The sequence below is a fragment of the Kosmotoga olearia TBF 19.5.1 genome (genome assembly GCF_000023325.1).
Taxonomy (GTDB): Bacteria; Thermotogota; Thermotogae; order Petrotogales; family Kosmotogaceae; genus Kosmotoga; species Kosmotoga olearia.
Map to the genome: position 1 here is coordinate 359,639 of NC_012785.1, position 24,959 is coordinate 384,597.

A 24,959-nucleotide genomic window follows, 5' to 3' on the forward strand; every position below is an offset into this window, starting at 1 on the left:
GAAGGGTTATTCTGAAGGGAGGAAGAATGATGAAGATTCAAAAAACACCTATTTGCAAAGTTGGAGTAAGGCATTTTAAGGTAAATACAAAACGTAAAGGTGAAATAGAAAGAGTTGAAAAATTTGTTGTTGCTCCAGATGGAAGCAAACTCGAAAGAAAATGGTATCTTGTGGACGCCACAGATGTTCCTCTCGGAAGACTCGCATCACAGGTCGCAAAGATTTTGATGGGGAAACATAAACCTACCTACACGCCCCATGTTGATACAGGGGACTTTGTTATAATTATCAACGCTTCCAAAGTCAAGTTAACAGGCAAAAAGCTTGATCAGAAGATTTATTACAGGTATTCCGGTTATCCGGGAGGACTAAAAGAAAGAACAGCCAGAGAGATGCTTCAGAAGCATCCTGAACGCGTGATCAAGCTTGCTGTGAAACGAATGCTTCCGAAAACAAGGCTTGGTGCAAAGATGCTTAAAAAGCTTAAGATCTTCACAGGGCCCGAACATATTCATGAAGCTCAGAAACCTGAAACCATCGAATTGGTTAAGTGAGGGGGTTACTGAAGTATGGCAGAAATAGTTGAATATATCGGTACTGGAAGAAGAAAGACCTCTGTCGCTCGCGTTAGACTCAGACCAGGTGAAGGTAAATTCATAGTCAATGGAAAAGAACTTAAAGATTTAAAGGAATATCTGCATAACGACGCATGGGTTAGACATGCTCTTAAACCTGCAGTCTTAACAGATACTCTTGGACGCTTCGATATATTTATCAGAGTGTCAGGTGGCGGATTATCCGGACAGGCCGGCGCCATTAGATTGGGTATTGCAAGAGCCCTTTTACAGTTCAACGAAGATTTGAAACCTCTTCTAAAGCAGAACGGACTCCTTACAAGAGATGCACGTATTGTAGAAAGGAAAAAGTACGGACTCAAAAAAGCTAGAAGAGCTCCTCAGTTCTCCAAACGTTAAGCTTCTTTTTGGTTTCAATGATGGGCCTCGTCGGCCCATCTTCTCTTGGTGGTGGTTGAGTGTTCGATAAGGAGATAATTGACAGAATCAAAAGCTCCATTGATATTGTGGAGCTTGTTGGTCGTTATGTTAACCTCCAGAAGTCTGGAAGTTATTACAGAGGACTATGCCCTTTTCATAGCGACAGCGATCCATCTTTTTATGTTAGTCCCGGCAAGCAATTTTTCCATTGCTTTGGATGTGGTGTTTCTGGAGACGTGATAACTTTCTATGAAAAAATAGAAAATCTGCCCTTTTCCGAGGCAGTGGAAAAGCTAGCTGAAATCGCAGGCATTGAGTTACCAAAAAAATATTCCGTCAGAACGGAATACGACAAATATACACAATCCCTAAATATTCTGGCTGAAGCCTATCATAAGGAACTTTTATCGGGAAAACATCCGGATGTCCTTGAGTACCTTTTAAAAGAAAGGGGTTTCTCAGAAGAAACATTACGTGAATTTCGTATAGGTTTTTCACCAGGAAATCGAACTTTTTTGAAGAAACTGGTGTCAAATTTCGGGGTAAAATTGGAAGAACTTTTAAAAGCAGGCGTTCTGGTTAAGAAAAATAGTGATTACTTCGACAGATTCAGCAAAAGAATTATAATACCAATACACAATGAGAATGGAAAAGTTATTGGTTTTGGCGGAAGAATAATACCTGGAGAAACTGGAAGTAAGTACATAAATTCACCTGAAACGCGGTATTTTGTTAAAGGTCGAGTGTTGTTCAATTTACACCGAGCAAAAAAGAGTGTAAAAGAACTTGATTATGTTGTCATAACAGAAGGTTACTTTGATTCGATGGCGCTTTATGAAGCCGGAATTGAAAACAACGTAGGGGTTCTTGGAACAAATTTAACCCGCCAGCACTTAAAATTACTAAAAACCTATACAAACAATCTTCTTTTTTTAATGGACTCTGATAGTGCTGGAAAAAATGCAACTCTCCGTTCACTCGATCTAGCTGAAAGCGAGGGGTTTTCAACCGCGGTAGCAAAAATAACCGGCACAAAAGATGCCGGAGAACTCTTTAAAAACGAGGGACCAAAAGCCCTTGTGGATACACTCAAGAACGCGATACCCGGCGCAGTATTTCGAGTGGATTATCTCGCGCTAAAGGTAGATATTACTACCCCCCAGGGAAAACAAAAACTTCTGGAATTCCTGATTCCCACATTATCCAGGTACCTCCAAAGAGCGGATAATGCGGGTTTCCAACTCACAGTCAAAGCCATTTCTGAAAAAACAAATCTCCTCATCAAGGAAATAATAGCCGTGGCAAAAGGAAGGGAGAAACCACAAAAGATTTTAAGGGAACGTAGTACTTTTAAACTCAAACAAATAGAAAAAGACTTGCTAAGCATTTATTTTGGGCATCCAGAATTACGAAGCGAGGTCGCAAGAGTAGTTGATTTTTTAGAAACGTCAGAAGCTTTCAGGTATCTGGTGAAATTTATAAAGAAGAAACAGGACTTCAACGAGATTATTGATGAAATAGACGAAAAAATAGGACCTTCTCTTATGGAAGCGGTTGAATATTCTACCGATATTTCGATGGCACGTAAAATGTTAAAAGATATCGAGACGCATGTTGATAAAAAAATAATTCGCGAACAAATTGAGGAAATAGATAGAAAACTTAGAAAAGTAATCGACCCAGCTATGAAAGAATCACTGATGATTCGTCGCATGGAACTCACAAGGTTACTAAAAAGAACCTTGAAGGGTGGTGAAGCTGATGGCAGATAAAAAGAATAAGGCAAAAATGGTGGAGGAACCAAAAGAAAAAAACTCTTCACAAAAGAAAACAACTGAAGTAGTCATGCTTTCAGACAAAGAGGTTCAATCACGAATCAAAAAACTCGTTAAATTGGGAAAAAAGAAGGGTTATATAACCTATGAAGATATAGACAATGCCTTTCCCCCGGATTATGAGGGATTTGATTCTTCATTGGTTGAAGTAATCTACGAGGAATTAGAAAAGAACAAGGTTCGAATACTGGAGAAAGAACCCACCGAGGATCAGGAAGAAAGCGGACAGGAAAATCCGGCCGAAGATATAGAAACACTTCTCGAAAGTGCTCCAGAGATGTATGACAACATATCTCTAAAAGATCCTATAAAGATGTATCTGAAAGAAATTGGCAAGATCCCTCTGTTAACACCAAGTAAAGAAAGAGAATTGGCAAGGAGAGCACAAAAGGGTGATAAAAAAGCGAGAGAAGAACTTATAACAGCTAATTTGCGTCTCGTTGTTTCTATCGCCAAAAGATATATAGGTAGAGGCTTATCTTTCCTTGACCTTATACAGGAAGGAAATATAGGTCTCATAAAAGCTGTTGAAAAATTCGATTGGAAGAAAGGATACAAGTTCAGCACCTACGCTACCTGGTGGATCAGGCAGGCAATAACCCGTGCTATTGCTGACCAGGCAAGAACTATACGAGTTCCCGTACACATGGTTGAAACCATCAACAAGGTGAACAAGGTGATCCGTGAACATCTTCAGGAACACGGAGAATATCCAACGGTTGAAGAATTGGGTAAATTAACAGGAAAAACCCCGGAAAAAATAGAAGAAATCCTTGCTGCTTCAAAAGAAACCGTTTCGCTCGAGTCACCTATCAGCGGTGACGAAGAATCCACCATGGGAGATTTCGTTCATGATGAATCCATCGAAAAACCCGAAGAAGCAGCAATAAAAATGCTCCTGCGTGAGCAAATCGACGAAGTTTTAGATACTTTGAGCCCGAGGGAAGCCATGGTCTTGAAAATGAGATATGGTCTTCTCGATGGAAAAACAAAAACTTTAGAAGAGGTTGGACAATTCTTTAATGTTACCAGAGAAAGAATTAGACAGATTGAGGTTAAAGCTTTGAGAAAACTTAGACATCCGTCAAGAAGCAAACAGCTCAAAGCACTGCTTGGAATGCTAAATAGCTCAAAATCAGAGTAGCGCGTTTTGAATTCTATAAGCAACGTCCCCTTAATTTGCGTATCATTGATTAGAAAAAAGGATCAGATATAATCGAGTTGAGAATAAAGGGGACGTGATAAGATGGTATTTAAGAAAACCTCCAAAAACATCTCAACAAGCCCACGAATCGTAGCACAGATCGATTTGATAAAAATGGCAAAAAGTGGCGACAAGCAAGCAAACGACGAGGTTTTGAGAAGGTTAGGTTCAAAAAATGATAAAAGAACTGATGAAGATGGGCAGTCTCAAAGATGAGGCTGCTCTTTATTTAAAAAATTTTACATTAAAAGTAAACAACGAAGTCAAACTTGAAAACATATCTCTGGACGTAAAACGCGGACAGGTTGCTTTAATCTATGGTCCCAGAGGTTCAGGAAAGTCCCTTCTTCTAAGGGCTTTTTTGCACCTGAATGAAGAAATCTTCGAGGTTGTTCAGGGAGAAGGAGAGATTTGTTTCTTCGGGAAATCTGTTCTAGATATTGAAAGAAAGCTTCTTCGCAAAGAAATCGCTTACGTAGATACCTCTTTCCTTAATGCCATAAGTTTTTTTTCTCTTCACGAGTTTATGCGATTATTGAAAGGTGATCATTTTGTTATAGAAGACCTTTCTGATGAGGAACTGGATCTTCTGAAAGTACTGGAGATTGATGACCTTCTTATTGGAGATCCTAACGTTCCCCTTGGTGTTTTTCAACCTTTTCAACGGTTGGCGCTTCTTATATATTCTACCCTCGTCAGAAATCCCCGGGTAATTATACTCGATAGTGTTCTGGATCATCTTGACGATGAAGTATGTACCAGAGTGAAAAATCTTCTGATCGATTCAAAGGGTGACAGAACTATCCTCCTTTCAAGTCGCTATGTATTCAGGTTTCTGGATGTAGCGGATTTGTTGATATATCTAAAAAGTGGTAAAATTTTATATGCCGGAAGTACGGAAGAATTTGTGAAAGGAAGCCATTCAAGTTTCTAACGGTATCCGGATTCGGAGGTGTGTTACTTGCGTGTTCTTACAGTAACGCTAAACCCTGCTCTAGACAGGGAACTTGTTGTTGAGAACTTTACAATAAACAACCTGCATCGTGTTAAGAACCAGAAGTATTCCATAATGGAACCTGGAGGAAAGGGAATAAACGTCTCACTCATTCTGTCCGGATTTGGAATCCCAAGTATAGCCATGGGATTCATTGGAGGATATATAGGAGCTGTTGTCGAAAGCAGATTGAGAAACCTAAGTGATCTGGTTACGACAAACTTCATCAATGTAGAAGAAGAAACAAGGGAAAATATAACGATTATAGACCCAGCCAGCGATACCATCACAGAAATCAACTCCCAGGGCCCATTTGTGGATAAGCGGGATATCGACAAGTTCATGAAGCGTTATCTTGTCAGTTTAGGCAGGGTAAATGCAGTCGTTATATCTGGAAGTGTTCCTCCGGGTATTCCGGAAGATTTCTACTATTTACTAGGTAACACAGCAAAAGAAGCTGGTAAGCTCGTCGTCTCTGAATCCATTGGCGCCTGTTTTGAATATGCCGTTAAAAGAGGCGCTTTCACTGTTGCCAGACCAGACTTAAGAAGTGACCAGAAGCTTTTTGGGCAGGATTTAGAAGACCTGGACGATTATGTAGAAGCAGGTAAAAAAATTGTTGAATCGGGGGCGAAAATGGCTATCCTTTCTTATGAAATCGAGGGTGATGTTATAGCCACCGAAGAAGGCGTCTGGTTTTTCAAAACCCACGAACACGTGGAACGTTCACATCTGCTTGGGACAGGAGATAGTTTTGTTGCCGGTGTGGTTGAACATCTGTTGAAACATCCACACGATTATCTAAATGCAGCAAAACGCGGTATGGCTGCTGCAATAACGGAAGCAGCATATTTAGGAAAAGAAAGAATAACTTTGGACGATGTTGAAACTAACCTTACTGCTTTTGACATAAGTAGGTTGAGGTGATTTGATGAAGGTACGCGATGCGATGATTCATGATGTATCAGCGGTTTTTGAAGATGAAACGATAGAAGATTTCATAATCACGTGTTTGAGAAAAATGCGCACGGGGTTACCGGTTGTTGATGAAGAATTCAGGGTGGTTGGATTCATTAGCGAAAGCGATGTTATAAAATCGTCACTCCCAAGTTATTTTGAATTACTCCAGAGTGCCTCTTTTATCCCGGATACTCATCAGTTTGTGAGAAGACTGGGAGACATAAGAAACGATCCCATCGCTTCACATATGGTTTCACCAGCAATCGCTGTGAAACCGGATGATACGCTTATAAATGCAGCCGATCTTCTTATAAAAAAAGGATTAAAAACCCTACCTGTCGTGGATGATGACCATAAACTCGTAGGGATCATAACCCGCTTGAATCTCATTTATTCGGCCCTTCAGGGGCGGGTACTTGAATGAAAGAAATCGTTTCCTTTTTTACCTTCGGTTGCAAACTCAATCAATATGAAACCGAAGGGATGGCGGAGTTATTGCAAAACGATTTTAGGGTTACATTCGACTCGGAGATCGCCGATATTTTCGTTATCAATTCCTGTACGGTAACCGCAGAAGCTGAAAGGAAACTCCGGCAGCTATATAGAAGGCTTAAAGCAAAGAATCCAGGTAGCAAATTTGTGATTGTGGGTTGTTACTCAGAACTTTCAGCGGGAGAGCTGAAAGATCTTGGTTTTGACCTGATTCTGGGGATCAAAGATAAATTGAAAATTAAAGAATTCCTTAAAGAAAATACTGAGAACACCTGCATAAAGGATTATTTTCAGGTTACAAAGGGTCCTTATGGAAGAACCCGTGCATATATTGGCATACAGGATGGATGTTTGAACAATTGTTCATACTGTCGAATAAGATTGGCCAGAGGAAACAAAATCATCAGCAAACCCCCTGAAGTTGTTGCCGAAGAATTAAAAACACTCGTTGAGCATGGGTTTCAGGAAATAGTGTTGACAGGGATAAACATAGGTTTTTACGGATTTGGAGAAGGTTATTCCCTGATTTCTTTATTGAAACAACTGGTAAAGATCGAGGGAGAATGGAGATTAAGATTAAGCTCTCTCGATCCGAGGCTCGTTTCAAACGAATTAATCACGTTTATGACCGATAACCCAAAAATAGCTCAGCATGTTCATCTTTCTCTTCAAAGCGGTTCAGATAAAGTTTTGAAATCGATGAATCGTAATTACACCACTAACGACGTCGAACAGATTGTAGCACTCTTCAGATCCAGGAACAATCGTTTTTCTTTTACCACGGATGTCATAGTGGGATTTCCCGGTGAAACCGACACGGATTTTGTAGAAACACTCGAATTTGTTAAACGTATCAGATTTTTGAAAGTTCATATATTCAGATTTTCTCCACGTCCCGGCACCAAAGCTGCCCGCATGAGCAATCAAATCTCCGGGAATATTAAAAAAGAGCGAGCTACTGTCCTGAAAAAGGTCGCATTAGAAGCATCAAAAGACTATCTTAATGAACATGTTGGCAAGGAAAGCACTGTTCTTATTGAAAAGAACGATGGAATTTTTAGCTACGGTTACGACGAATTCTATATCCCTCACAGGGTTACCGGAAGCATAGAAAATGGTTTTGTCAAGGTACAAATTGGTGGCATAGAAGAACTGGAGGCTTTTTCGGATGTTGAATTATCTTGCAGGTCAGTGGCTGTCCGATGAGGAAGCCACCATAAATGTCAAAAATACTGGTATTTTAACAGGAATCTCCGTATACGAGGTTCTAAGAACCTACAACGGTCTTCCTTTTGCTGCAAAAAAACATTTTGAAAGGTTGAAAAAATCTGCCGATTATATGGGGATACCCCTTCCGATAAATTTCGATGAATTTCTTGAGTTGCTCTTAGAAGGTGTGAAGAAAAACCACAATAGCAGCGGTGAAGAACTTAGAATTAAGGTAATTCTTGTACAGAGCACAAATAATTTCTCCGAGATAATAGTCCTTTATGAAGAATTACCAAAGGTTTCTTCTGATGTTTATGAACTAGGAGTAAAAGTCGGGATATCGAAATTCATCCGTCCATCGGCAGCACTGGTTCCTTCAATAATCAAAATCCCGGGAGCACCATGGAAGGTTTTAACCCGCAAAGCCATGGGCGTCTATTACGATATGCTTCTTTTAAACGAAAAAGGAGACCTTTGTGAGGGAACTATATCCAACGTTTTCCTTATAAAAGATGAAAAACTCATCACTCCAAACATCGAATCAGGCATTCTACCTGGCATTACAAGAGAAAACGTGATAGGTCTTGCTAAGGCAATGGAAATTCCGGTTGAGGAAAGAACAGTTAAAGGCTGGGAATTATTCACCGCTCAGGAAGTTTTTTTGACTCATACCAGTGCTGGCATTGTCCCTATCAGAAAGATTGAGGACAGGGTTTATATAGAAGATTTCGCTGATGGAATAACGCGAATTCTACTTGACAACTTTGAGGGATTTATAATGACGAATGAATCCAACTGGGAAGGTCTATCAAAATGAAATGGAATCACCAATCACTTGACAAAATTTTTGAATCACTTTCCGGGAGTAATCCCTTTTTTAAAAAGTTGAAAGTACTTTTACTGCAAAATAACTGGGAGAAGATTGTTGGAACTCCCAATGCCATGCATACACAGATTGAGAATTTCTTCGATGGAAAGCTGTTCGTTTCGGCTGATGATGGTGTCTGGTTGAATGAACTTCGTATGAGAGAAAAGGAGATTCTCAAAAGAATCCATGAAGAACTACACGGAGATTTCGTAAGAAAGATTATTTTTATCCCAAAAAAGTCAAAGTAACTGGAGGTGCATCTATGTCTACTGATTACAATGCGCAAAGTATTAAGATCTTAAAGGGGTTGGAACCGGTTAGACAGAGACCGGGGATGTATATTGGTTCCACAGGAAAAGCGGGACTTCATCATTTAATATATGAGGTTGTTGATAATAGTATAGACGAAGTAGTTGGAGGTTATTGTGATTATATTAAAATAACGATCTTTGAAGATGGAAGCGTCTCAGTTTGGGACAATGGTAGAGGAATCCCTGTCGACATTCATCCCGAAACAGGTACAAGCGCTCTCGAAGTTGTTATGACCACCCTTCATGCTGGAGGTAAGTTCTCAAAAGACAGCTATAAAATAAGTGGTGGATTACACGGTGTCGGTGTCTCAGTGGTGAATGCTCTTTCAGAATGGATGGAGGTAAAGGTCTATAGAGATGGAAAAATCTACCGCCAGCGCTATGAAAGAGGAAAACCGACGACTCCTGTTGAGATCATAGGTGAAACGGATAAGAGAGGATCACTGGTTGCTTTTAAACCAGATAGCCTGGTGTTCACAACTACAGATTTCGATTTTGATATCCTCGAATCCCGTTTTAAAGAACTTGCATTTTTAAATCCCAGAGTTACCATAGAATTCGAAGATAGGCGATACGACGAGAAAAGGGTTTTCCATTTTGAAGGCGGTATTGTAGAATTCGTTAAATATCTCAACAGGAAAAAGACAGCAATAAATAAAGAGCCCTTCTATATTGAAGGAACATACAATGATGTGAAGATCCAGCTTGCTATGCAATACACAAATGCTTACGATGAAAATATCCTGACCTTTGTAAACAACATTAAAACCGTAGAAGGTGGAACACACCTAACTGGCTTCAAGACCGTTTTGACAAAAATGATGAATGATTATGCAAGAAAATTGAACGTGTTGAAAGACAAAGATCCAAACCTTCAGGGTGAAGATGTAAGAGAAGGATTAACGGCCGTTTTGAGTGTGTTCGTCAAAGAACCACAATTTGAAGGCCAGACAAAAGCTAAATTAGGAAATGAAGAAGTATACGAGGCTGTTATCAAGGTTTTAAGAGATAAACTTCCAGAGGTTTTTGACTACCATACGAAAGAGCTCAAAGCCATAATCATCAAAGCACTCGACGCGGCAAAAGCCAGAGTAGCTGCAAAAAAAGCGAGAGAAATGATCAGACGAAAGAATGCGCTTGAAAACACAACTCTTCCCGGAAAGCTTGCAGACTGTACTTCAACGGATCTCGAAACTACTGAACTGTTTATAGTGGAAGGAGATTCTGCTGGAGGATCTGCAAAGCAGGCGCGCGACCGGGAATTCCAAGCTATTTTGCCGTTAAGAGGAAAGATTCTCAACGTAGAAAAATCGAGCTTTGAAAAGCTTCTTAAGAATGAACAGATAAATAATATAATCGTGGCTATCGGAACCGGAATAGGAGATGACTGTAAACTTGAAAACCTGAGGTATGGAAAGATTATAATAATGACAGATGCCGATGTTGACGGTGCACACATCAGAACATTACTTCTCACCCTTTTCTATCGATACATGACTCCATTGATAAACGCAGGTCATATCTATATAGCTCAAGCACCTCTATATAAGGTTGAACTTAACAGAAAGAAGTATTACTTCTATTCAGATGAAGAATTGGAAGAATTTCTCAAAAATAACGACGGCAAGAAGGTATCGATACAGAGATACAAAGGTCTTGGAGAAATGAATCCAGACCAACTCTGGGAAACTACAATGAATCCCGAATCCAGAAAATTGATAAAGATAGAAATGGAAGATGTAGAAGAAGCCGATAGAGTCTTTACTATTCTGATGGGAAGCGAGGTAGAAGAAAGAAGAGAATTCATTGAAAGGCATGCTTTGATGATAACCGAACTTGATGTATGAACTTAGAAGCGAGAGGTTTTATACTTCTTTTAATTCTAGCGGTAGTTTGGACCATTGGGTTAATAAATTTTGTGGTGGAAATCTACTTTACCAGAGCTCATGACATGAGAATTTTAGTGGTAGATAATCGCTCGGTTGAAGTGGAATTTCCAAAGGTTTTTAAAAGAAGCTGGAATACTGATATAATAGTTCCACCAACCACTGAGTTTATTTCTGAGGGTAGGGTGTACCTGCCAGAAGCAGATTATATAGTCTATTTTCTTGATCGTTATTACTGGGCGTCAAAAGAACTGGTACTTCTTGATTTTGCTGATGTTGAAGCAGTTTTTTTGAATCCTGTGATATCTGGACTTCATTTTCGTTTTGAAGATGCAGGTTATGTACTGGCGAATGAAAACAGCGATCTTATACTAAGAGTGCTCAAATCGTTGTACGGCAGGCGGTCTATTTTAAGAGAGCTTTCAAACATAGATTTTGAAACAAATAAGATATTTCTCAAACGAGGAATCACCATTCAGGTCTTTGATTGGAGAGTAGTAGAAGAAAAACCGGAAATAATACAGAATCTGATCGATAATGCGGAAGATAGGAGTAAATACCTTCTCATGAGTGACGGAAAAATATTGAGAGTGAGGTGAAATAGATGCCAAGGGGGAAAGAGTACACTGTTTCAATTGACCTCGGTACCAATACGTTAAAGGGGGTTGTGGTCAGTTCAGATCCTTCTTCACAACTTCAACTTGAAGCTTATGGAAGTGTAAAGTCCGTCGGTCTTGATAAAGGCGAAGTAAAAGATGCGGTGGCTTTAAAGCAGTCGATCCAGAAACTTGTAGACGACCTCACCGGACAGCTGGGTAAGAAGGACATAGTGGCTGATTTCAGGCTTTGCTTTACCGACGGTGAGTATGCTGTTATGTCTGAAATCGTTGAAGAATCGATTTCAGACGACAAACCTGTTGTGGTAACTCAGGAAATCATTGATGAATTGATGGCAAAAATCACTCAAGATAAGCTAAAAGACAATAAAAACATTCATATGAAATATGTGAGAAAGTACATTATCGACGATGAAAAAGTGGTCTTCAATCCGGTGGATATGCTTGCAAAGCAACTAAAAGTTGAAATGGTCTTCGTTTCAAGCGAGGGAAAATCAACAGAGGTTTTCAAACGACTTTTCGAAGAACTTCTCGGTACAGGAGATTTCCTGATCTTCCCATCCTTAATATCCGGTGCTGAAGCAGTCCTAACCGACACCGAAAAGCAACACGGTGTTGTTTGTGTGTCTATCGGGCATGCTTTTTCTGAATTAGTAATTTATAGAGAGAATCTACCGATTTACGTGTCGCGTATTCCTCTTGGAGTCAGGCATATCGTTAGGGATATCGCTCTGGTTCTCGGGACCTCTCTTGATGAAGCTGAGCGATTACTCGTAACACACGGCTACGCAAGCATGTATCCTCCATCAGGAGATAGTGTCGTAGAATATTTCGGATTAGATGAGAGAACACGAAAGAATGTTTCAGTGAGAAAATTGTCCACTATAATCTACGCACGTGTTAAAGAACTTTTAAATAAAATCAGACGGGAGATTCAATATTCCAAAGCCAATTATCCAGAATTCGCCGAAGAAGGAATCCCAGGTGGAGTAGTCTTTACAGGCGGTGGTGCCAAGTTAAGGGGATTGAGCGACACCGGAGTGGAATCTTTGAAAATGCCAGTAAGGGTAGGAACCTATGAAACCAGTTTTAATCCAAGAATAGAAAATGCTCACGACGTCGTGAACGATCCCATATTCAGTAGCTGTCTCGGTAGCCTGATCGTTCAGGACGCTGTGGAAACCGGAATAGAAGAAGCTATCGGAAAGCAAAAAAGAAGAGGCTTCGCTGATTTCATAAGGTCTTTGTTCTTTGGAGGTGTTGAGGATGAGCTTTGAGATGAGCTACGAAGGAAAAGAAACTGATGTGAGACTTCCTGCGATAAAGGTTATTGGTGTTGGTGGTGCTGGCGGTAATGCAGTAAATAGAATGATCTCTGAAGGAATACATGGGGTCACTTTTATCGCAGCAAATACCGATGTTCAGGTACTCGAAGGCAATAAAGCAGAAATTAAAATTCAGCTTGGTAACCATCTCACACGCGGTTTGGGAGCCGGTGGAAATCCGGAAATCGGTGAAAGGGCTGCAGAAGAAAGTATAGAAGAGGTAAGAAAAGTTCTTGAAGATACAGATCTTCTTTTCATAACGGCAGGAATGGGTGGTGGAACAGGAACTGGAGCCGCTCCAATCGTTGCATCCGTCGCCAAAGAGATGGGAATTTTAACGGTAGCTGTTGTAACCACTCCGTTCTTCTTTGAGGGAAACACCAGATTGAGAGTAGCCAGCGAAGGCTTAAGAAAGCTCAGTAAATCTGTTGACACTTTAATCAGAATTTCAAATAACAAACTGTTGCAAGAACTTCCACCTGACACCTCCATTGTTGAAGCTTTCGCCAAAGCCGATGAAACCCTGCATCATGGAATTAAAGGTATATCGGAATTGATCACGAAACGTGGTTATATAAACCTTGATTTCGCAGACGTTGAATCCGTGCTGCGCGACGCCGGAACGGCGATGCTTGGAATAGGTATAGGTAGAGGTGAAAAGCGCGCCGAGGAGGCTGCAAAGGCCGCACTCGAAAGCAGGCTCCTTGAAAGACCAATTGACAATGCTATGGGAATCATTCTCAATGTCTCTGCCAAGAATATTACCCTGAGAGAAATGAACATCGCCGCTGCAATCGTCAGACAGAACTGCAGTGAAGATGCCGATGTTAAACTGGGTTTAATTGTCGATCAGGAAATGCCAGACGATGAACTGCACGTAACCCTCATAGCAGCCGGTCTTGAAATGGAAGAAAGCGAACTGTTTGGTGAAGCTTCCGATATACCTGCTATTTATAGATTCGGTCTGGATACCCATGAAGAAGAGGAAGGTACATGAGGGTTTACAAACGCCTGGGTGAGCTTTTAACAGAGCGGGGCTTGATTACTCCTGAGGTTCTTCAGCAGGCCGTAACAATACAAAAAAAGGTTGGCAAACCCCTCGGTGAAATACTCGTAGGGATGGGATTGCTATCCTGGGAGGATATCTACACCGCTTTATCCAAACAGTACAACCTGGAACTCGTTGAAGAACTTCCCAATATGGTACCGCCTGAGTTATTGAAACTTGTTCCACGTTCTGTGGCAGAACGCCTTAAGGTGGTTCCAATTGAGTTTTCCCCGGAAACCAACACGCTCAAAGTCGTTACTCCGGATGTTTTGAAAGTCCCTCAGATTGAACGAGAACTCTCTTTCCTTACAGGAAACAAAATCAAGGTAGCACTTACTCCCCCACCAAATTTTGAGGCACTGTATAGAGCAAGTTATGAAGAAGCATCTTCAAGTGAAATTATTGAACACACCTTCGATTTAGAACCTTCAGAAGAAGTGGTCGAAGAAGAAGAGGTTACCAGTGAAGAAACACCTGTAGGAAAGTTCATAAACGCCCTTCTCGAAAACGCGATAAGAAGTGATGCAAGTGATATTCACCTCGAACCTTTTGAAAAGGTGGCAGTGGGAAGATTCAGGATAGATGGAATTTTAAGGAAGATACTGACCTATCCTAGACGTGCCCATAACTCGGTGGTTTCAAGAATAAAAGTCATGTGTGGTCTTGATATATCAGAAAAGAGGCTTCCACAGGACGGTAAGTTCTTCATTCGAAGGGGTGGAGAACAGTACGATTTCCGTGTATCCACAATGCCAACGATCTTTGGCGAAAAAGTCGTCATGAGAGTTTTGAGGGTTTCCAACGCAAAAAAGAAACTCGAAGAGCTTGGATTAAGCGATTACAATTTAAAGAGGTTTAGAAAGCTTCTGGAAGCTCCCCACGGAATAATATTGGTTTCCGGACCCACAGGTAGTGGTAAATCCACGACGTTGGTGGCAGTCTTAAACGAAGTAACATCTGAAAAGGTGAATGTTGTTACAGCGGAAGATCCTGTTGAATATACAATAGAGGGTATAACTCAGTGTCAGGTAAACGCTGAAATTGGTTTAACTTTTGCGCGCTACTTGCGTGCTTTTCTTAGGCAAGACCCGGATGTTATAATGGTAGGTGAAATCCGTGATAGAGAAACAGCGCAACTCGCCATAGAAGCTTCGCTTACAGGTCATCTTGTCTTCTCCACGATTCATACCAATAGTGCTCCTGGAGCTGTCGCAAGATTGGTCAACATGGGGGTTGACCCATTTCTTTTAAGCGCTTCTTTGATTGGGGTAATTGGCCAAAGACTGGTCAGAAGACTTTGTAGTAATTGTAAAGTAAAAATCCCGATAAGAGAAGAAATCCTGGAAATAGCAAGCAAAATTTTCCCAAATAAAAATGAATTCTACGAATTCGTACCCGGTTCTGGATGTAACGAATGCCGGGGAATTGGATACAAAGGAAGAACCGGTATTCATGAGGTTCTTATTGTCAATAACGAACTGAGGGATTTAATGGTTAGAGGTGCTTCTGAACACGAACTTAGTGAAGCTGCAAAAGCGGCCGGGATGAGAACCCTTTATGAGGACGGTATCGAAAAGGTCCTGCAGGGCATAACATCAGTCGAAGAAGTAAATAGAGTCGCAACCGAACTGTAAACGTGTGAGCATACTAAAACATAAATTTGAAGGAACATCATAACCGGCTTAATTGGCTTTAGAATGAAATTACCGCTCCATGAGCGGTAATTTTTTTTCTGATATGATTAATTTGAAGGTCTAGATAGAAATTAATAAGGAGGGTCGTATATGGCGTACAGAGTTTTGGTTTGGGGATTGGGTGCCATGGGAAGCGGCATTGCCAGGAACATTCACTCAAAATTAGAACTGAAACTTGTCGGAGGCGTGGAAAAGAAGCCGGAAGCTGTTGGAAAAGATATTGGAGAATTTCTGGGAATCGGGAACATAGGCGCAAAGATATACGATGATCCGGAAAAAGCGATTCTTGAAACTCGACCGGATTTAGTTGTGATTGCAACAAATTCTTTTGTTCGAGAGGTTATGGAGAAAATAGAGCTTGCGGCAATAAACCATGTGGATGTGCTCACAATAGCGGAAGAAATGGCTTATCCTTTTTATTCCCATCCTGAGGAATCTACTATTATTGATAACATAGCAAGAAGATATTCTATCAGTATTTTAGGAACAGGAATCAATCCTGGTTTTGTCCTTGACCTTTTGATTATCGCCATGACTGGCGCTTGTTTGAATGTAGAACGAATCGAAGCAAAAAGAATAAATGATCTGTCGCCATTCGGAAAGACCGTTATGGAAACCCAGGGCGTGGGAACAACTCCTGAGGAATTCGAAGAAGGATTAAAAAACGGGACCATTGTTGGACATATAGGCTTCCAGCAATCAATAGCTATGATAGCTGACGCTCTTGGTTGGGAACTCACCAAAATTGAAGAAATTCGTGAACCTATCATTTCGAAAACCGAAAGGAAAACAGCGGTTGCTCATGTAAAACCCGGTATGGTTGCCGGTTGTAAGCACATTGGGAGAGGTTATATTAACGATAAAGTCGTTATTGAATTGATACATCCCCAACAGATTCTTCCACAGCTTGAGGGTGTAGAAACTGGAGATTATATAGATATTTACGGTGATCCAGAAATACACCTTTCTATAAAACCAGAAATCCCTGGGGGCAAAGGAACGATAGCGGTGGCAACAAACATGATTCCTTACGTTATCGAGGCCGAACCAGGATTCCTCACAATGGCAGACCTTCCCGTTCCGCGAACCTTGCTTAAAGATCTTGGGAGGTGATTCCTGTGGAAGCCGTTCGGGGTCAATGGGTCCAGATACACAAAATAATATTGAAACCAGGCGAAAGAGCCCCACAGGTTCCCGAAGATACTGCAAAGGTTCCCTTTGAACTGAGAGTAAAGGGATATCTTCAAGATGAGAAAGCGGCAATTGGTGATCTAGTAACGATAAAAACACCGATCGGTCGCGAAGTGAAAGGGCAATTAATTGATATTGAGCCAAGATATACCCATGATTTTGGTGATTACGTTTCAGTGCTTGACGAAGCAGGAGCCGAACTTCAGGAACTGATGCGTAAAATAAGCGAGAGTGATGAAAGATGAAAGAACTGTCATATGATGCCATAATGCAACGCAAAAACGAAATAATGAAGAAATCTGTTGGGATAGATTATGGGAAATACACGATTTCTGACATAGCTTTTGATTATGAAAGAATGATGAACGAAGTCGCTCTAGATATAGATACGGTACGAAAAATACAACTTGAGACAGGCGTAGGAAATACCAACCTCATAGAATTAAAAAATATAACCAAATTGGTGAGGTACATTTCGGAACCCGGGAAAGGGGCAAGGATATTTGTCAAAGACGAAGCAAGTAACCCATCTGGTAGTTTCAAAGACAGAAGAGCTTCTGTAAGTGTGTATATGGCAAAAAAGCTTGGATATGAAGGGGTCATAGCCGCCACTAGCGGTAATTATGGTGCTTCTGTGGCGTCACAGGCAGCCAAGCGCGGGTTGAAATGCATCATTGTTCAGGAGACATACGACAGCAACGGCATTGGACAACCTGAAATTCTCGAGAAGGGACGTGCCTGTGAAACCTATGGTGCAGAAGTGGTCCAGCTTACCGTAGGACCTGAATTGTTCTATTATTTTCTTGTATTACTGGAAGAAACAGGTTATTTCAATGCATCACTTTACACGCCATATGGAATCGCAGGTGTGGAAACCCTCGGTTATGAAATAGCTTTGCAGTGCCGTGAGCAAATTGGATGTGATCCTGATTATGTGGTTGTTACCCACGCTGGTGGTGGAAATCTGACGGGTACTGCCAGAGGGTTGCTCAAAGCAGGCGCTAAAAACACAAAAATCGTGGCTGCAAGCGTTGACTTACATGGCCTCCATATGGCGAGTGACAGAGACTTCAATCGAAAGTCTTTTACAACCGGCCACACAGGTTTCGGAATCCCCTTTGCAGTGTATCCTGATAGATCTGATGTTCCCAAAAACGCCGCCAGGGCTTTGAGGTACATGGATAGATATCTACTGGTAACTCAGGGTGAAGTTTTCTACGTTACGGAGATGCTGGCACGTCTCGAAGGAATGCAACGTGGCCCTGCTGGCAACACATCCCTTGCCGCTGCGATTTCTCTTGCAAGAGAACTTCCCAAAGACAACATCGTAGTGGTTCAGGAAACGGAATACACGGGAGCTGGAAAATTACCAAGTGCTCAACTAACTTTTGCTAAAAAGATGGGGGTTGAGGTCGTACGGGGAGATCCGCGAAAGCTTGACAAGCCAGGTAAACGGATCGTCATTCCTGAGCATCCATCACAATTGAGAGCTCTTGATGTTGATTTGCAAAAACTGAAGAAATCCTACATCAAAGAATTGGTTAAAAGAGGAATAAAACACCTGGAAGAGGTCGATATTGAGTTTCTGGCTGAGGATCTCAAAACAACAAGAGAAAACGTAAAAACTCTCTTCGAGGAGGTAATCAAAGATTATGGTACAGAGAGCTGATGATTTTAAGGAAAGAAGTAAGCGTCTTCAGAATATGACCGATGAAGAATTGGACAGGTATTTCTGGGAACTCGCTGAAAAAATTGTTGATCCTTTGATCAAGCTCGCCAGTACTCACACTAGTCCATCAATTGAGCGCTCGGTTCTATTGAGAATGGGTTTCAATAGTTTAGAAGCCAAAGCAATAGTCGAAAAAGTTGTTGATATGGGATTACTGGGAAAAGGTGCTGGTAATATCGTTTACACCATTTCTCAAAAAACAGGAAAATCCATTCTCGAAGCTGGAAGAGAGCTCGCAGCCGGTAAGTACTGGGACCTTGTTGAAGAGAGTTTCAAAGGGGTGGGATCAAAATGAGTTTACCACCAAATGAAAGATTGAATGTTGAAGAGATCCTTAAAGATTTAGAACATTACAGACCGCGAAGAAGAGGCTGGACGTGGAGAAAAAAACTTCCAGAAGGTACAAAAATAGGGGAATTTACTTATGATCAAATAAGTGAACCTTTGAAAAATAGCGTTCCCCTACCAGCTGCTCATCATTTTGGAAATATCGATCCTCAACCCGATGTGGTCATAACCTCCGAGATCGCTTCCGGGAGGTTCGAAGATGATATTCGCAGGATGAGAATGGCGGCGTGGCATGGTGCCGATCATATCATGGTCATACGTACGCTTGGCCAGAGCCATATGGATGGTCTCATAGAAGGTACACCTGAAGGTATTGGAGGTGTACCTATTACCAGAAAACAGATACGGGCCAGCAGAAAGGCACTGGATATAATTGAAGACGAAGTTGGGCGTCCAATAAACTTTCACAGCTACGTTAGTGGTGTTGCAGGACCTGAAATCGCTGTGCTTTTTGCCGAAGAAGGTGTGAACGGTGCGCATCAGGATCCCCAATATAATGTACTTTACAGAGGAATAAACCCGATAAGATCCTTTGTGGATGCTGCGGTTGCGAAAAAAATAATGGCATGGGCAAATATGCTGCAGATTGACGGGGCTCACAACGCGAACGCCTCCGCCAAAATGGCCTGGAAAGTGATGCCGGAACTTATCGTTCAACATGCGATAAACTGTATGTTCTCTTTAAAAGCAGGCATGAAGAAAGAAAACATTGCTCTTTCAACCGTTCCACCAATGGTTTCTCCAGCCCCCGAATTTAAGCTGAACTTCATTTATGCTCTTACAGTGAGAGAATTGTTCAAAGGATTCCGTTTCAGAGCTCAAATGAATACCAGATACATCGAGTCCGACCTCTTTGATGCTACAAGAATACACGTTCTCGATACCCTTATCTCCAGGTTGACCAGTGCAGATTTGCAATCCACTATCACTCCAGATGAAGGAAGAAATGTGCCGTGGCATATTAATTCCGTAAGAGGTGTTGAGACAGCAAAACACACGCTTATAGCTCTCGATGGAATAAAAAAATTCCTGAAGGTCAATGAGGAAGAAGTTAGACCCAGAATAAGGGAACTAAAAATGCGTGCCATACTCTTTATGGAGGAAATACTGGAAATAGGAGGATATTTTGAAGCGGTAGAACAGGGCTTTTTTGTTGATAACGGGTACTACCCAGAAAGAATGGGTGATGGAATAGCGAGACCTAAAGATGGTGGAATAGGAGCCGGTAGTGTTGTTCCGAGAGATCCTGATTACATGGCTCCTGTTTGTGAACATTTCGGTTATAACAACCTCCCCGAAGGTATAGAAAAACCATGTGATCTCATCGGTGGTTGTACTTTCCATAACCCTGAAAAAATACAGTTTATCGATGAACTGGACGAAAACGATAACGTTACTAACAGAATTCAGAAGGTGATAGAAGAAAGAGAAAAGGGCTTCATTGGTCCAGAAGTAGAGTGGTGGGGTGATGGCTGGATACAGATAGACATGACTATTCCTGATGACGAAGCTCACGCAGAAGCCGCTGCAATTGAAATTTGTAAACGTTTGGGGTTGGAAGAACCCACAGTGATAAGCAAAACAATCCTTCATCCGGTGGAGGGAACCTATATCGAATTGAAAGCGCGTGTTCCATTTAAAGTGAACCGAAATGAACTCGAGCTTCCAAAAAAACCCGAAACCCTCCCGGAAGAGGAAATATTCCAATATGTTTCCAAACACCCAATAAAGGTCGTCGCTGGCACCGCAGGCAATGATGAGCACTCAGTAGGTTTAAGGGAGATTTTAGACATAAAACATGGTGGAATAGAAAAATATGGGATCAAGTACACTTACCTCGGTACCAGCGTTCCACCGGAGAAATTCATAGACGCTGCAATAGAGACGGGTGCTGATGCTATCCTTGTTTCTTTAATAATCACTCACAACGATGTGCACGTACAAAACATGAAAAAGATTCATCAACTCGCCATCGAAAAAGGAATCAGGGATAAAATAATTCTCATAGCCGGGGGAACGCAGATAAACAACGATCTTGCTGTTAGCTGTGGTATGGACGGCGGATTTGGTCGTGGCACCAAAGGCATTCACGTTGCGAGTTTCCTTGTAAAAAAACTCAGGGAAAAGCACTCTAATTAAAAAATTTAACCTGCTCAATACAAAAAAGCTCCTCACTTTAAGTGAGGAGCTCTTTGTTTTATCTTCAAATAATTACTTCACAGAATTCATTATTCTAGAAGTGTAATTCTATCTTCACTTTTTTGGTGTTACTGCTTTTACAACCCCTGCAGCCAGAATTATTTTAGTGATATCGCCAGCTATAAACGGAATCGTTCCCATCCAGAGAAGTTCCTTCATTGTTATAGGGTTATTTTTAACAAGATTAAGCCAAATAGCCAGCTGACAGAGTCCCAGTCCATGGACTATTACAAAGTTTGCAACAACCATTAATCCAAGCATAGGAACGAAATTTCTGGACTTTGGATACCTGTCGCAGAAATATCCAATGAACAAAGCCGCAAAGATAAAACCAACGAGATAACCACCCGTCGGTCCTGTAAGGTGATGGATTCCTCCACTCCAGCTTGAAAACCATGGTATTCCCGCGGCTCCGAGCGTAACATAGATAGCCTGACTTACTCCTCCCCACCATCGACCAAGGAGGATCCCTGCCATCAAAACCGCAAAGGTCTGGCCCGTCGCTGGAACGGGAGTCCAGGGCAAATAAAACTTTACCTGTGCCAGAAGTCCAGTCAAAGCTGCCATTCCAATAGCAAGTATAAGTTTTCTTGTTACCGTTTGTTCTCTCGGCCATTTAAAAAGTTTCTGTCGTACTTCAAAATAATGTTCGGTAAGAGCCAATCCTCGCATGATTTACCTCCTCGTATTTGTACATTTCGGGAAGCATTCAAAAAGAAATATAACATACTTAAGATTACATCACCGTAGATGCAAACTACAATCAAAGAACCATCCAGTTAATATTTTCAGGTTTTTTCCGCAGGTTATTCACCAATTATTTTTACAAGGACTCTCTTATCACGCATTCCGTCAAATTCACCATAAAATATCTGTTCCCATGGACCAAAATCCAATTTTCCATCGGTTATTGCTACAACCACTTCACGTCCCATGACTGTCCTTTTGAGATGGGCGTCGGCGTTGTCTTCAAAACCATTGTGTTCGTATTGGGAATACGGTTTTTCGGGTGCAAGCTTTTCAAGCCAGCGTTCAAAATCGTTGTGAAGCCCGGGTTCATCATCATTGATGAAAACACTCGCAGTTATGTGCATGGCATTCACCAGACATAGCCCTTCTTTAACTCCGCTCTCTCTAACACATTCCTCAACAAGGGGCGTGATATTTATAAATTCTCTTCTCTTTCTTGTGTGAAACCAGAGTTCTTTTCTGTAACTTTTCATATTTTCCCTCCTTTAACTTTCATACTTTTCATATTATAACGATTATAATGCTGTTTTGAGAAAATGCTCATAAACACCTTTAATTAAAGGATATGATTGTCGAAAGAACAGCAACTGTCATCAGCCAAAACAAAGTTTTCACCGAATAAAAATTGGGGAATCACTTTATCAAGAGATGTGCTCACCACGTAATGCCTCAAAAATAAATCTACTTGAAATAGGATGGACGCCTCAAAAACAAATCTACTTAAAATTGAGAGGGACATAGTTGAGGATCCCTCCTTTCGATTTGTCAATCTGGATGCTCAGTAATTGCTCTTGCAAATGTGTTATTATACTCTTGAGTTTGTAAATGTCTAGGGCTTCGTGTTGTCTGCGAAGCCTGTCTTTTTTATCTTGGTCAACCCAGGGAGATCGCATGATCCTTTCGTATGGTGTAGTAGGACGGTCGTATTTCTTGCTTACCTTGTTTCCTTTTCTAATTTTCTCAACGATTTTCTGATTTGGCTGAAAATGATTATTGTACAGATTCAGAGACGCATACAACTCCTTCAGTATTTGGAATTCTTCCTCTGTATCGTATCTGTAATATCCAACGGCTCTTCTTACAACAGACCAGTTCTTTTGTTCGACATGACAATTATCATTCTTGTTGTAACTCCGGGTTCTGGTGAATAGAAGCCCTTCATCTTCACAATAACGGTATAGGTGTCTGTTAATGAATTCTGATCCGTTATCTGAGTGAATACCTAATAAAGTGAAAGGAAGCGTTTTCCTCAACTGAATTATAGCTTTTAATGTCCAGATTTGCGCTTTGTTTCTTATTGGTGCCACTACACTCCAACCACTTGCTACATCTACCATGTTGAGGCTGTAGCAAAAATCACCACTTACACTCCCGCCATCATGCCCAACGAGGTCAATCTCAACAAAGCCTGGTCTTGTATCGTCCCACTCGTAATGTGTTTTTATTCGTATGTGCTTTTTCAGAAGTGTTCCGGGCTTTGTATGAGATCGTCCTTTGAGTTCCATCTTTTTCCTCTCGCTGGATAACAATCTGTCGATAGTGGAAGCACTTATGCTGAGAAGCTTCCTCTTTGTTTCTTCAGCCAATGTTAGATGCCCATTACGAACAAGATTATCTATTACTTCGTCCATCACTGCTTCGAGCCTTTTACCACATGGAAAATCCATTATCTCCCATATCTTCACGAGTTTCACGAAGACTTTGTGATCATATTTTTTCTTTCGACCCTTTTTCTGGCTGGGTGAGGTTGCCTTTCGCTTTTTCAAGGCTCCTCGTAGTAAAAACGATGCGTAACTACGATTATACTTGGTAACTCGGGTGAATTCATCTAGAATCTCGGATTTTTCTTTTTTGCGAGCTTTTCTGTACCTTTTTGAATAATCCTTCACCACATTTTTCATATCCAGCCTCTTCATCTTCTCGCCTACCTTCTTTGGTATTCGAGAAGATTATCCCTCTTTTTCGAGTAGATTTATTTTTGACGCAATGTTCCCTTTTCGAGTAGATTTTTTATGAGGCAATTCGCACCATATTAAACCAGTCATCATGGGTGTTATAATACCGCGGGAGGTGGTGCTTGTGAGAACAATTATTTTTGTGTTTTCCATTATTATGATTTCCTCTATTGCACTGGCAGGTATTTCCGTAGGGTTGGATACTTTGATTGCTTCCAGTTATTTTATCGAACCTGATGCAACACCCGTAAGTACTGTACTGGTAATTGGTCTTGATTTTCAAATGGACTTTGCGCGTTTCTTTAAAGTCGGACTCACCACACCAATCTTTGGAGCATTTATTTCAGATGAAAGTGATATCACACCTATACCCCCGGGATTTCTATGGTATACATACGCTGGTGTTAAACTGCCATTTGGAAGATTCTATGCTATGGCAGACATTGGGACCATCCTTGCTATAGGAGGTTTTGTTCCCGAGTCAAAATTCCTCAGGGTAGGCGGAGGTTTCTATTTTGGCCCACGAAAATTTGTTGAATTAGCTACGGTAGCAAAGCTGGAAGAATTCCAGGAGTCACTGGGGAAAATATTTACATTCAAGATAGGCTATCAATTCTAAAAAACGTCCGTCGGTAGGCGGACGTTTTTTGTTTTTTTTCAGCGCTTATTGAACGTCAACAGATTTTACCCCACCAATTCTCGACAATTTATCGAGATTTTTCTTCAATATATTTAAGGATTCATAGGGAATACCTATCTCCAAAGAGGTTTCGTTTCCTTCGGTATCAATGCCAATTGAGGTAACTTCTACTTCTAACCCTTTCAGTATGTCCAGCAAATCCGTAAGCAAATAAGGCCTTCGCTCTGCTTCTATAAGTAATTTCCATTTTTTCTTCCCTATTAGGAAATCGATTGGTTTAAAAAATATCACAACAAGCAAGATGATCAATGTTACCAGTGATGAAAGCAGATACTCTCCAGAACCAAAACCCATTCCAACTGCAGCCGTAACCCATAAAGTTGCAGCGGTCGTTAATCCTTTCACTGAAAACCCTTTTTTCAAAATAGTTCCAGCCCCCAGAAAACCTATACCAGAAACAATTTGTGCTGCTATTCTTCCAGGGTCTCCACCGTTGCCAGCAAACACGGTCACTGATAATTCCGTCAGAAAAGCCGCTCCCACTGATATAAGTGCGTGAGTCCTGAGCCCGGCCGGCCTTTGAATCCTTTCTCTCGTAAAGCCTATGAATGCACCGGCAATCGTAGCAGCTACAAGTCTGAAAAAAAGATCCAGAATAAACATTATTGTTAACCCCCTTTTATAAGACATTATAACCTAATCTATCAAA

The 24,959-nt window shown here is 41.1% G+C and carries 26 protein-coding genes; 22 read left to right on the forward strand and 4 right to left on the reverse strand.

What is annotated here, in order from left to right; translation table 11 throughout:
• Positions 1-29: 29 nt before the first annotated feature.
• From rplM to oraE, 21 genes are all read left to right on the forward strand, one after another.
• Positions 30-554 (forward strand): 50S ribosomal protein L13, encoded by a 525-nt coding sequence (gene rplM / locus KOLE_RS01755; RefSeq protein ID WP_012744852.1) that lies wholly within the window; start codon positions 30-32, stop codon positions 552-554.
• A 15-nt stretch (positions 555-569) separates the two neighbouring features.
• Positions 570-974, forward strand: coding sequence for a 30S ribosomal protein S9 (rpsI, locus tag KOLE_RS01760; protein WP_012744853.1), 405 nt, complete (start codon positions 570-572; stop codon positions 972-974).
• A 59-nt stretch (positions 975-1,033) separates the two neighbouring features.
• Positions 1,034-2,767 (forward strand): DNA primase, encoded by a 1,734-nt coding sequence (gene dnaG, locus KOLE_RS01765; RefSeq protein WP_012744854.1) that lies wholly within the window; start codon positions 1,034-1,036, stop codon positions 2,765-2,767.
• Positions 2,757-3,974, forward strand: coding sequence for an RNA polymerase sigma factor RpoD (rpoD, locus tag KOLE_RS01770; RefSeq protein ID WP_012744855.1), 1,218 nt, complete (start codon positions 2,757-2,759; stop codon positions 3,972-3,974). The genes dnaG and rpoD overlap by 11 nt, the downstream gene beginning before the upstream one ends.
• Before the next feature lie 102 nt (positions 3,975-4,076).
• On the forward strand, positions 4,077-4,250 hold the full coding sequence (locus KOLE_RS11555; RefSeq protein WP_012744856.1) for a hypothetical protein: 174 nt from the start codon (positions 4,077-4,079) through the stop codon (positions 4,248-4,250).
• Complete coding sequence (locus KOLE_RS01775) at positions 4,210-4,968, forward strand: ATP-binding cassette domain-containing protein (protein WP_237697533.1); 759 nt, start codon at positions 4,210-4,212, stop codon at positions 4,966-4,968. The genes KOLE_RS11555 and KOLE_RS01775 overlap by 41 nt, the downstream gene beginning before the upstream one ends.
• A gap of 18 nt (positions 4,969-4,986) precedes the next feature.
• Complete coding sequence (locus tag KOLE_RS01780; RefSeq protein ID WP_420170096.1) at positions 4,987-5,955, forward strand: 1-phosphofructokinase family hexose kinase; 969 nt, start codon at positions 4,987-4,989, stop codon at positions 5,953-5,955.
• Between the two features lie 4 nt (positions 5,956-5,959).
• Positions 5,960-6,412, forward strand: a complete 453-nt coding sequence (locus KOLE_RS01785) for a CBS domain-containing protein (protein WP_012744859.1) — start codon at positions 5,960-5,962, stop codon at positions 6,410-6,412.
• Entirely contained in the window at positions 6,409-7,686 is a 1,278-nt protein-coding gene (gene mtaB, locus KOLE_RS01790; RefSeq protein WP_012744860.1) for a tRNA (N(6)-L-threonylcarbamoyladenosine(37)-C(2))-methylthiotransferase MtaB, read from the forward strand. The genes KOLE_RS01785 and mtaB overlap by 4 nt, the downstream gene beginning before the upstream one ends.
• Positions 7,649-8,506, forward strand: coding sequence for an aminotransferase class IV (locus tag KOLE_RS01795; RefSeq protein ID WP_012744861.1), 858 nt, complete (start codon positions 7,649-7,651; stop codon positions 8,504-8,506). The genes mtaB and KOLE_RS01795 overlap by 38 nt, the downstream gene beginning before the upstream one ends.
• Positions 8,503-8,805, forward strand: coding sequence for a DciA family protein (locus tag KOLE_RS01800; protein WP_012744862.1), 303 nt, complete (start codon positions 8,503-8,505; stop codon positions 8,803-8,805). The genes KOLE_RS01795 and KOLE_RS01800 overlap by 4 nt, the downstream gene beginning before the upstream one ends.
• 14 nt (positions 8,806-8,819) lie before the next feature.
• Entirely contained in the window at positions 8,820-10,715 is a 1,896-nt protein-coding gene (gene gyrB, locus KOLE_RS01805) for a DNA topoisomerase (ATP-hydrolyzing) subunit B (RefSeq protein ID WP_012744863.1), read from the forward strand.
• A 104-nt stretch (positions 10,716-10,819) separates the two neighbouring features.
• A complete protein-coding gene (locus KOLE_RS01810) occupies positions 10,820-11,353 on the forward strand; it encodes a DUF4894 domain-containing protein (protein ID WP_158302998.1) in 534 nt (177 codons plus the stop codon).
• 5 nt (positions 11,354-11,358) lie between these two features.
• Positions 11,359-12,648: a cell division protein FtsA gene (gene ftsA, locus KOLE_RS01815; protein ID WP_012744865.1), complete on the forward strand. Its 1,290-nt coding sequence runs from the start codon at positions 11,359-11,361 to the stop codon at positions 12,646-12,648.
• The gene (gene ftsZ, locus KOLE_RS01820) at positions 12,638-13,693 is read left to right on the forward strand and encodes a cell division protein FtsZ (RefSeq protein WP_012744866.1); all 1,056 of its coding nucleotides are present in this window, start codon (positions 12,638-12,640) and stop codon (positions 13,691-13,693) included. Before ftsA ends, ftsZ begins: the two co-directional genes overlap by 11 nt.
• Positions 13,690-15,378: a GspE/PulE family protein gene (locus KOLE_RS01825; protein ID WP_012744867.1), complete on the forward strand. Its 1,689-nt coding sequence runs from the start codon at positions 13,690-13,692 to the stop codon at positions 15,376-15,378. Before ftsZ ends, KOLE_RS01825 begins: the two co-directional genes overlap by 4 nt.
• A gap of 150 nt (positions 15,379-15,528) precedes the next feature.
• Entirely contained in the window at positions 15,529-16,551 is a 1,023-nt protein-coding gene (ord, locus tag KOLE_RS01830) for a 2,4-diaminopentanoate dehydrogenase (RefSeq protein ID WP_012744868.1), read from the forward strand.
• A gap of 5 nt (positions 16,552-16,556) precedes the next feature.
• Entirely contained in the window at positions 16,557-16,874 is a 318-nt protein-coding gene (gene ortA, locus KOLE_RS01835; protein ID WP_012744869.1) for a 2-amino-4-oxopentanoate thiolase subunit OrtA, read from the forward strand.
• The gene (gene ortB / locus KOLE_RS01840) at positions 16,871-18,298 is read left to right on the forward strand and encodes a 2-amino-4-oxopentanoate thiolase subunit OrtB (protein ID WP_012744870.1); all 1,428 of its coding nucleotides are present in this window, start codon (positions 16,871-16,873) and stop codon (positions 18,296-18,298) included. Before ortA ends, ortB begins: the two co-directional genes overlap by 4 nt.
• Entirely contained in the window at positions 18,282-18,653 is a 372-nt protein-coding gene (locus tag KOLE_RS01845; RefSeq protein ID WP_012744871.1) for an ornithine aminomutase subunit alpha, read from the forward strand. Before ortB ends, KOLE_RS01845 begins: the two co-directional genes overlap by 17 nt.
• Positions 18,650-20,845, forward strand: a complete 2,196-nt coding sequence (gene oraE, locus KOLE_RS01850; protein WP_012744872.1) for a D-ornithine 4,5-aminomutase subunit OraE — start codon at positions 18,650-18,652, stop codon at positions 20,843-20,845. Before KOLE_RS01845 ends, oraE begins: the two co-directional genes overlap by 4 nt.
• Positions 20,846-20,959: 114 nt before the next feature.
• Here oraE and KOLE_RS01855 read toward each other — a convergent pair whose 3' ends face one another.
• The 3 genes from KOLE_RS01855 to KOLE_RS01865 all read right to left on the reverse strand — a co-directional run bounded on the left by KOLE_RS01855 (position 20,960) and on the right by KOLE_RS01865 (position 23,556).
• Positions 20,960-21,577 (reverse strand): biotin transporter BioY, encoded by a 618-nt coding sequence (locus KOLE_RS01855; protein ID WP_012744873.1) that lies wholly within the window; start codon positions 21,575-21,577, stop codon positions 20,960-20,962.
• A gap of 134 nt (positions 21,578-21,711) precedes the next feature.
• Complete coding sequence (locus KOLE_RS01860; protein ID WP_012744874.1) at positions 21,712-22,128, reverse strand: secondary thiamine-phosphate synthase enzyme YjbQ; 417 nt, start codon at positions 22,126-22,128, stop codon at positions 21,712-21,714.
• A gap of 243 nt (positions 22,129-22,371) precedes the next feature.
• Positions 22,372-23,556: an ISNCY-like element ISKol11 family transposase gene (locus tag KOLE_RS01865; protein ID WP_012744876.1), complete on the reverse strand. Its 1,185-nt coding sequence runs from the start codon at positions 23,554-23,556 to the stop codon at positions 22,372-22,374.
• 178 nt (positions 23,557-23,734) lie between these two features.
• Between KOLE_RS01865 and KOLE_RS01870 the strand changes: the two genes are divergently transcribed.
• Entirely contained in the window at positions 23,735-24,229 is a 495-nt protein-coding gene (locus tag KOLE_RS01870) for a hypothetical protein (RefSeq protein ID WP_012744877.1), read from the forward strand.
• Positions 24,230-24,274: 45 nt separating this feature from the next.
• Here the strand turns inward: KOLE_RS01870 and KOLE_RS01875 are convergent, their stop codons facing one another.
• Positions 24,275-24,913: an MgtC/SapB family protein gene (locus KOLE_RS01875; protein ID WP_012744878.1), complete on the reverse strand. Its 639-nt coding sequence runs from the start codon at positions 24,911-24,913 to the stop codon at positions 24,275-24,277.
• Positions 24,914-24,959: the final 46 nt, after the last annotated feature.

Excerpts from the sequence above, each read along its gene's own strand:
- KOLE_RS01795 (WP_012744861.1), top strand. The coding sequence starts at position 7,649 with ATGTTGAATTATCTTGCAGGTCAGTGGCTGTCCGATGAGGAAGCCACC.
- KOLE_RS01875 (WP_012744878.1), bottom strand. The coding sequence starts at position 24,913 with ATGTTTATTCTGGATCTTTTTTTCAGACTTGTAGCTGCTACGATTGCC.
- oraE (WP_012744872.1), top strand. The coding sequence starts at position 18,650 with ATGAGTTTACCACCAAATGAAAGATTGAATGTTGAAGAGATCCTTAAA.
- KOLE_RS01845 (WP_012744871.1), top strand. The coding sequence starts at position 18,282 with ATGGTACAGAGAGCTGATGATTTTAAGGAAAGAAGTAAGCGTCTTCAG.
- ortB (WP_012744870.1), top strand. The coding sequence starts at position 16,871 with ATGAAAGAACTGTCATATGATGCCATAATGCAACGCAAAAACGAAATA.
- KOLE_RS01855 (WP_012744873.1), bottom strand. The coding sequence starts at position 21,577 with ATGCGAGGATTGGCTCTTACCGAACATTATTTTGAAGTACGACAGAAA.
- KOLE_RS01800 (WP_012744862.1), top strand. The coding sequence starts at position 8,503 with ATGAAATGGAATCACCAATCACTTGACAAAATTTTTGAATCACTTTCC.
- KOLE_RS01865 (WP_012744876.1), bottom strand. The coding sequence starts at position 23,556 with ATGAAAAATGTGGTGAAGGATTATTCAAAAAGGTACAGAAAAGCTCGC.
- KOLE_RS11555 (WP_012744856.1), top strand. The coding sequence starts at position 4,077 with ATGGTATTTAAGAAAACCTCCAAAAACATCTCAACAAGCCCACGAATC.
- ord (WP_012744868.1), top strand. The coding sequence starts at position 15,529 with ATGGCGTACAGAGTTTTGGTTTGGGGATTGGGTGCCATGGGAAGCGGC.
- KOLE_RS01775 (WP_237697533.1), top strand. The coding sequence starts at position 4,210 with ATGATAAAAGAACTGATGAAGATGGGCAGTCTCAAAGATGAGGCTGCT.
- mtaB (WP_012744860.1), top strand. The coding sequence starts at position 6,409 with ATGAAAGAAATCGTTTCCTTTTTTACCTTCGGTTGCAAACTCAATCAA.
- KOLE_RS01810 (WP_158302998.1), top strand. The coding sequence starts at position 10,820 with ATGAGAATTTTAGTGGTAGATAATCGCTCGGTTGAAGTGGAATTTCCA.
- KOLE_RS01825 (WP_012744867.1), top strand. The coding sequence starts at position 13,690 with ATGAGGGTTTACAAACGCCTGGGTGAGCTTTTAACAGAGCGGGGCTTG.
- KOLE_RS01860 (WP_012744874.1), bottom strand. The coding sequence starts at position 22,128 with ATGAAAAGTTACAGAAAAGAACTCTGGTTTCACACAAGAAAGAGAAGA.
- ftsA (WP_012744865.1), top strand. The coding sequence starts at position 11,359 with ATGCCAAGGGGGAAAGAGTACACTGTTTCAATTGACCTCGGTACCAAT.
- ftsZ (WP_012744866.1), top strand. The coding sequence starts at position 12,638 with ATGAGCTTTGAGATGAGCTACGAAGGAAAAGAAACTGATGTGAGACTT.
- gyrB (WP_012744863.1), top strand. The coding sequence starts at position 8,820 with ATGTCTACTGATTACAATGCGCAAAGTATTAAGATCTTAAAGGGGTTG.
- KOLE_RS01785 (WP_012744859.1), top strand. The coding sequence starts at position 5,960 with ATGAAGGTACGCGATGCGATGATTCATGATGTATCAGCGGTTTTTGAA.
- rpoD (WP_012744855.1), top strand. The coding sequence starts at position 2,757 with ATGGCAGATAAAAAGAATAAGGCAAAAATGGTGGAGGAACCAAAAGAA.
- rpsI (WP_012744853.1), top strand. The coding sequence starts at position 570 with ATGGCAGAAATAGTTGAATATATCGGTACTGGAAGAAGAAAGACCTCT.
- rplM (WP_012744852.1), top strand. The coding sequence starts at position 30 with ATGAAGATTCAAAAAACACCTATTTGCAAAGTTGGAGTAAGGCATTTT.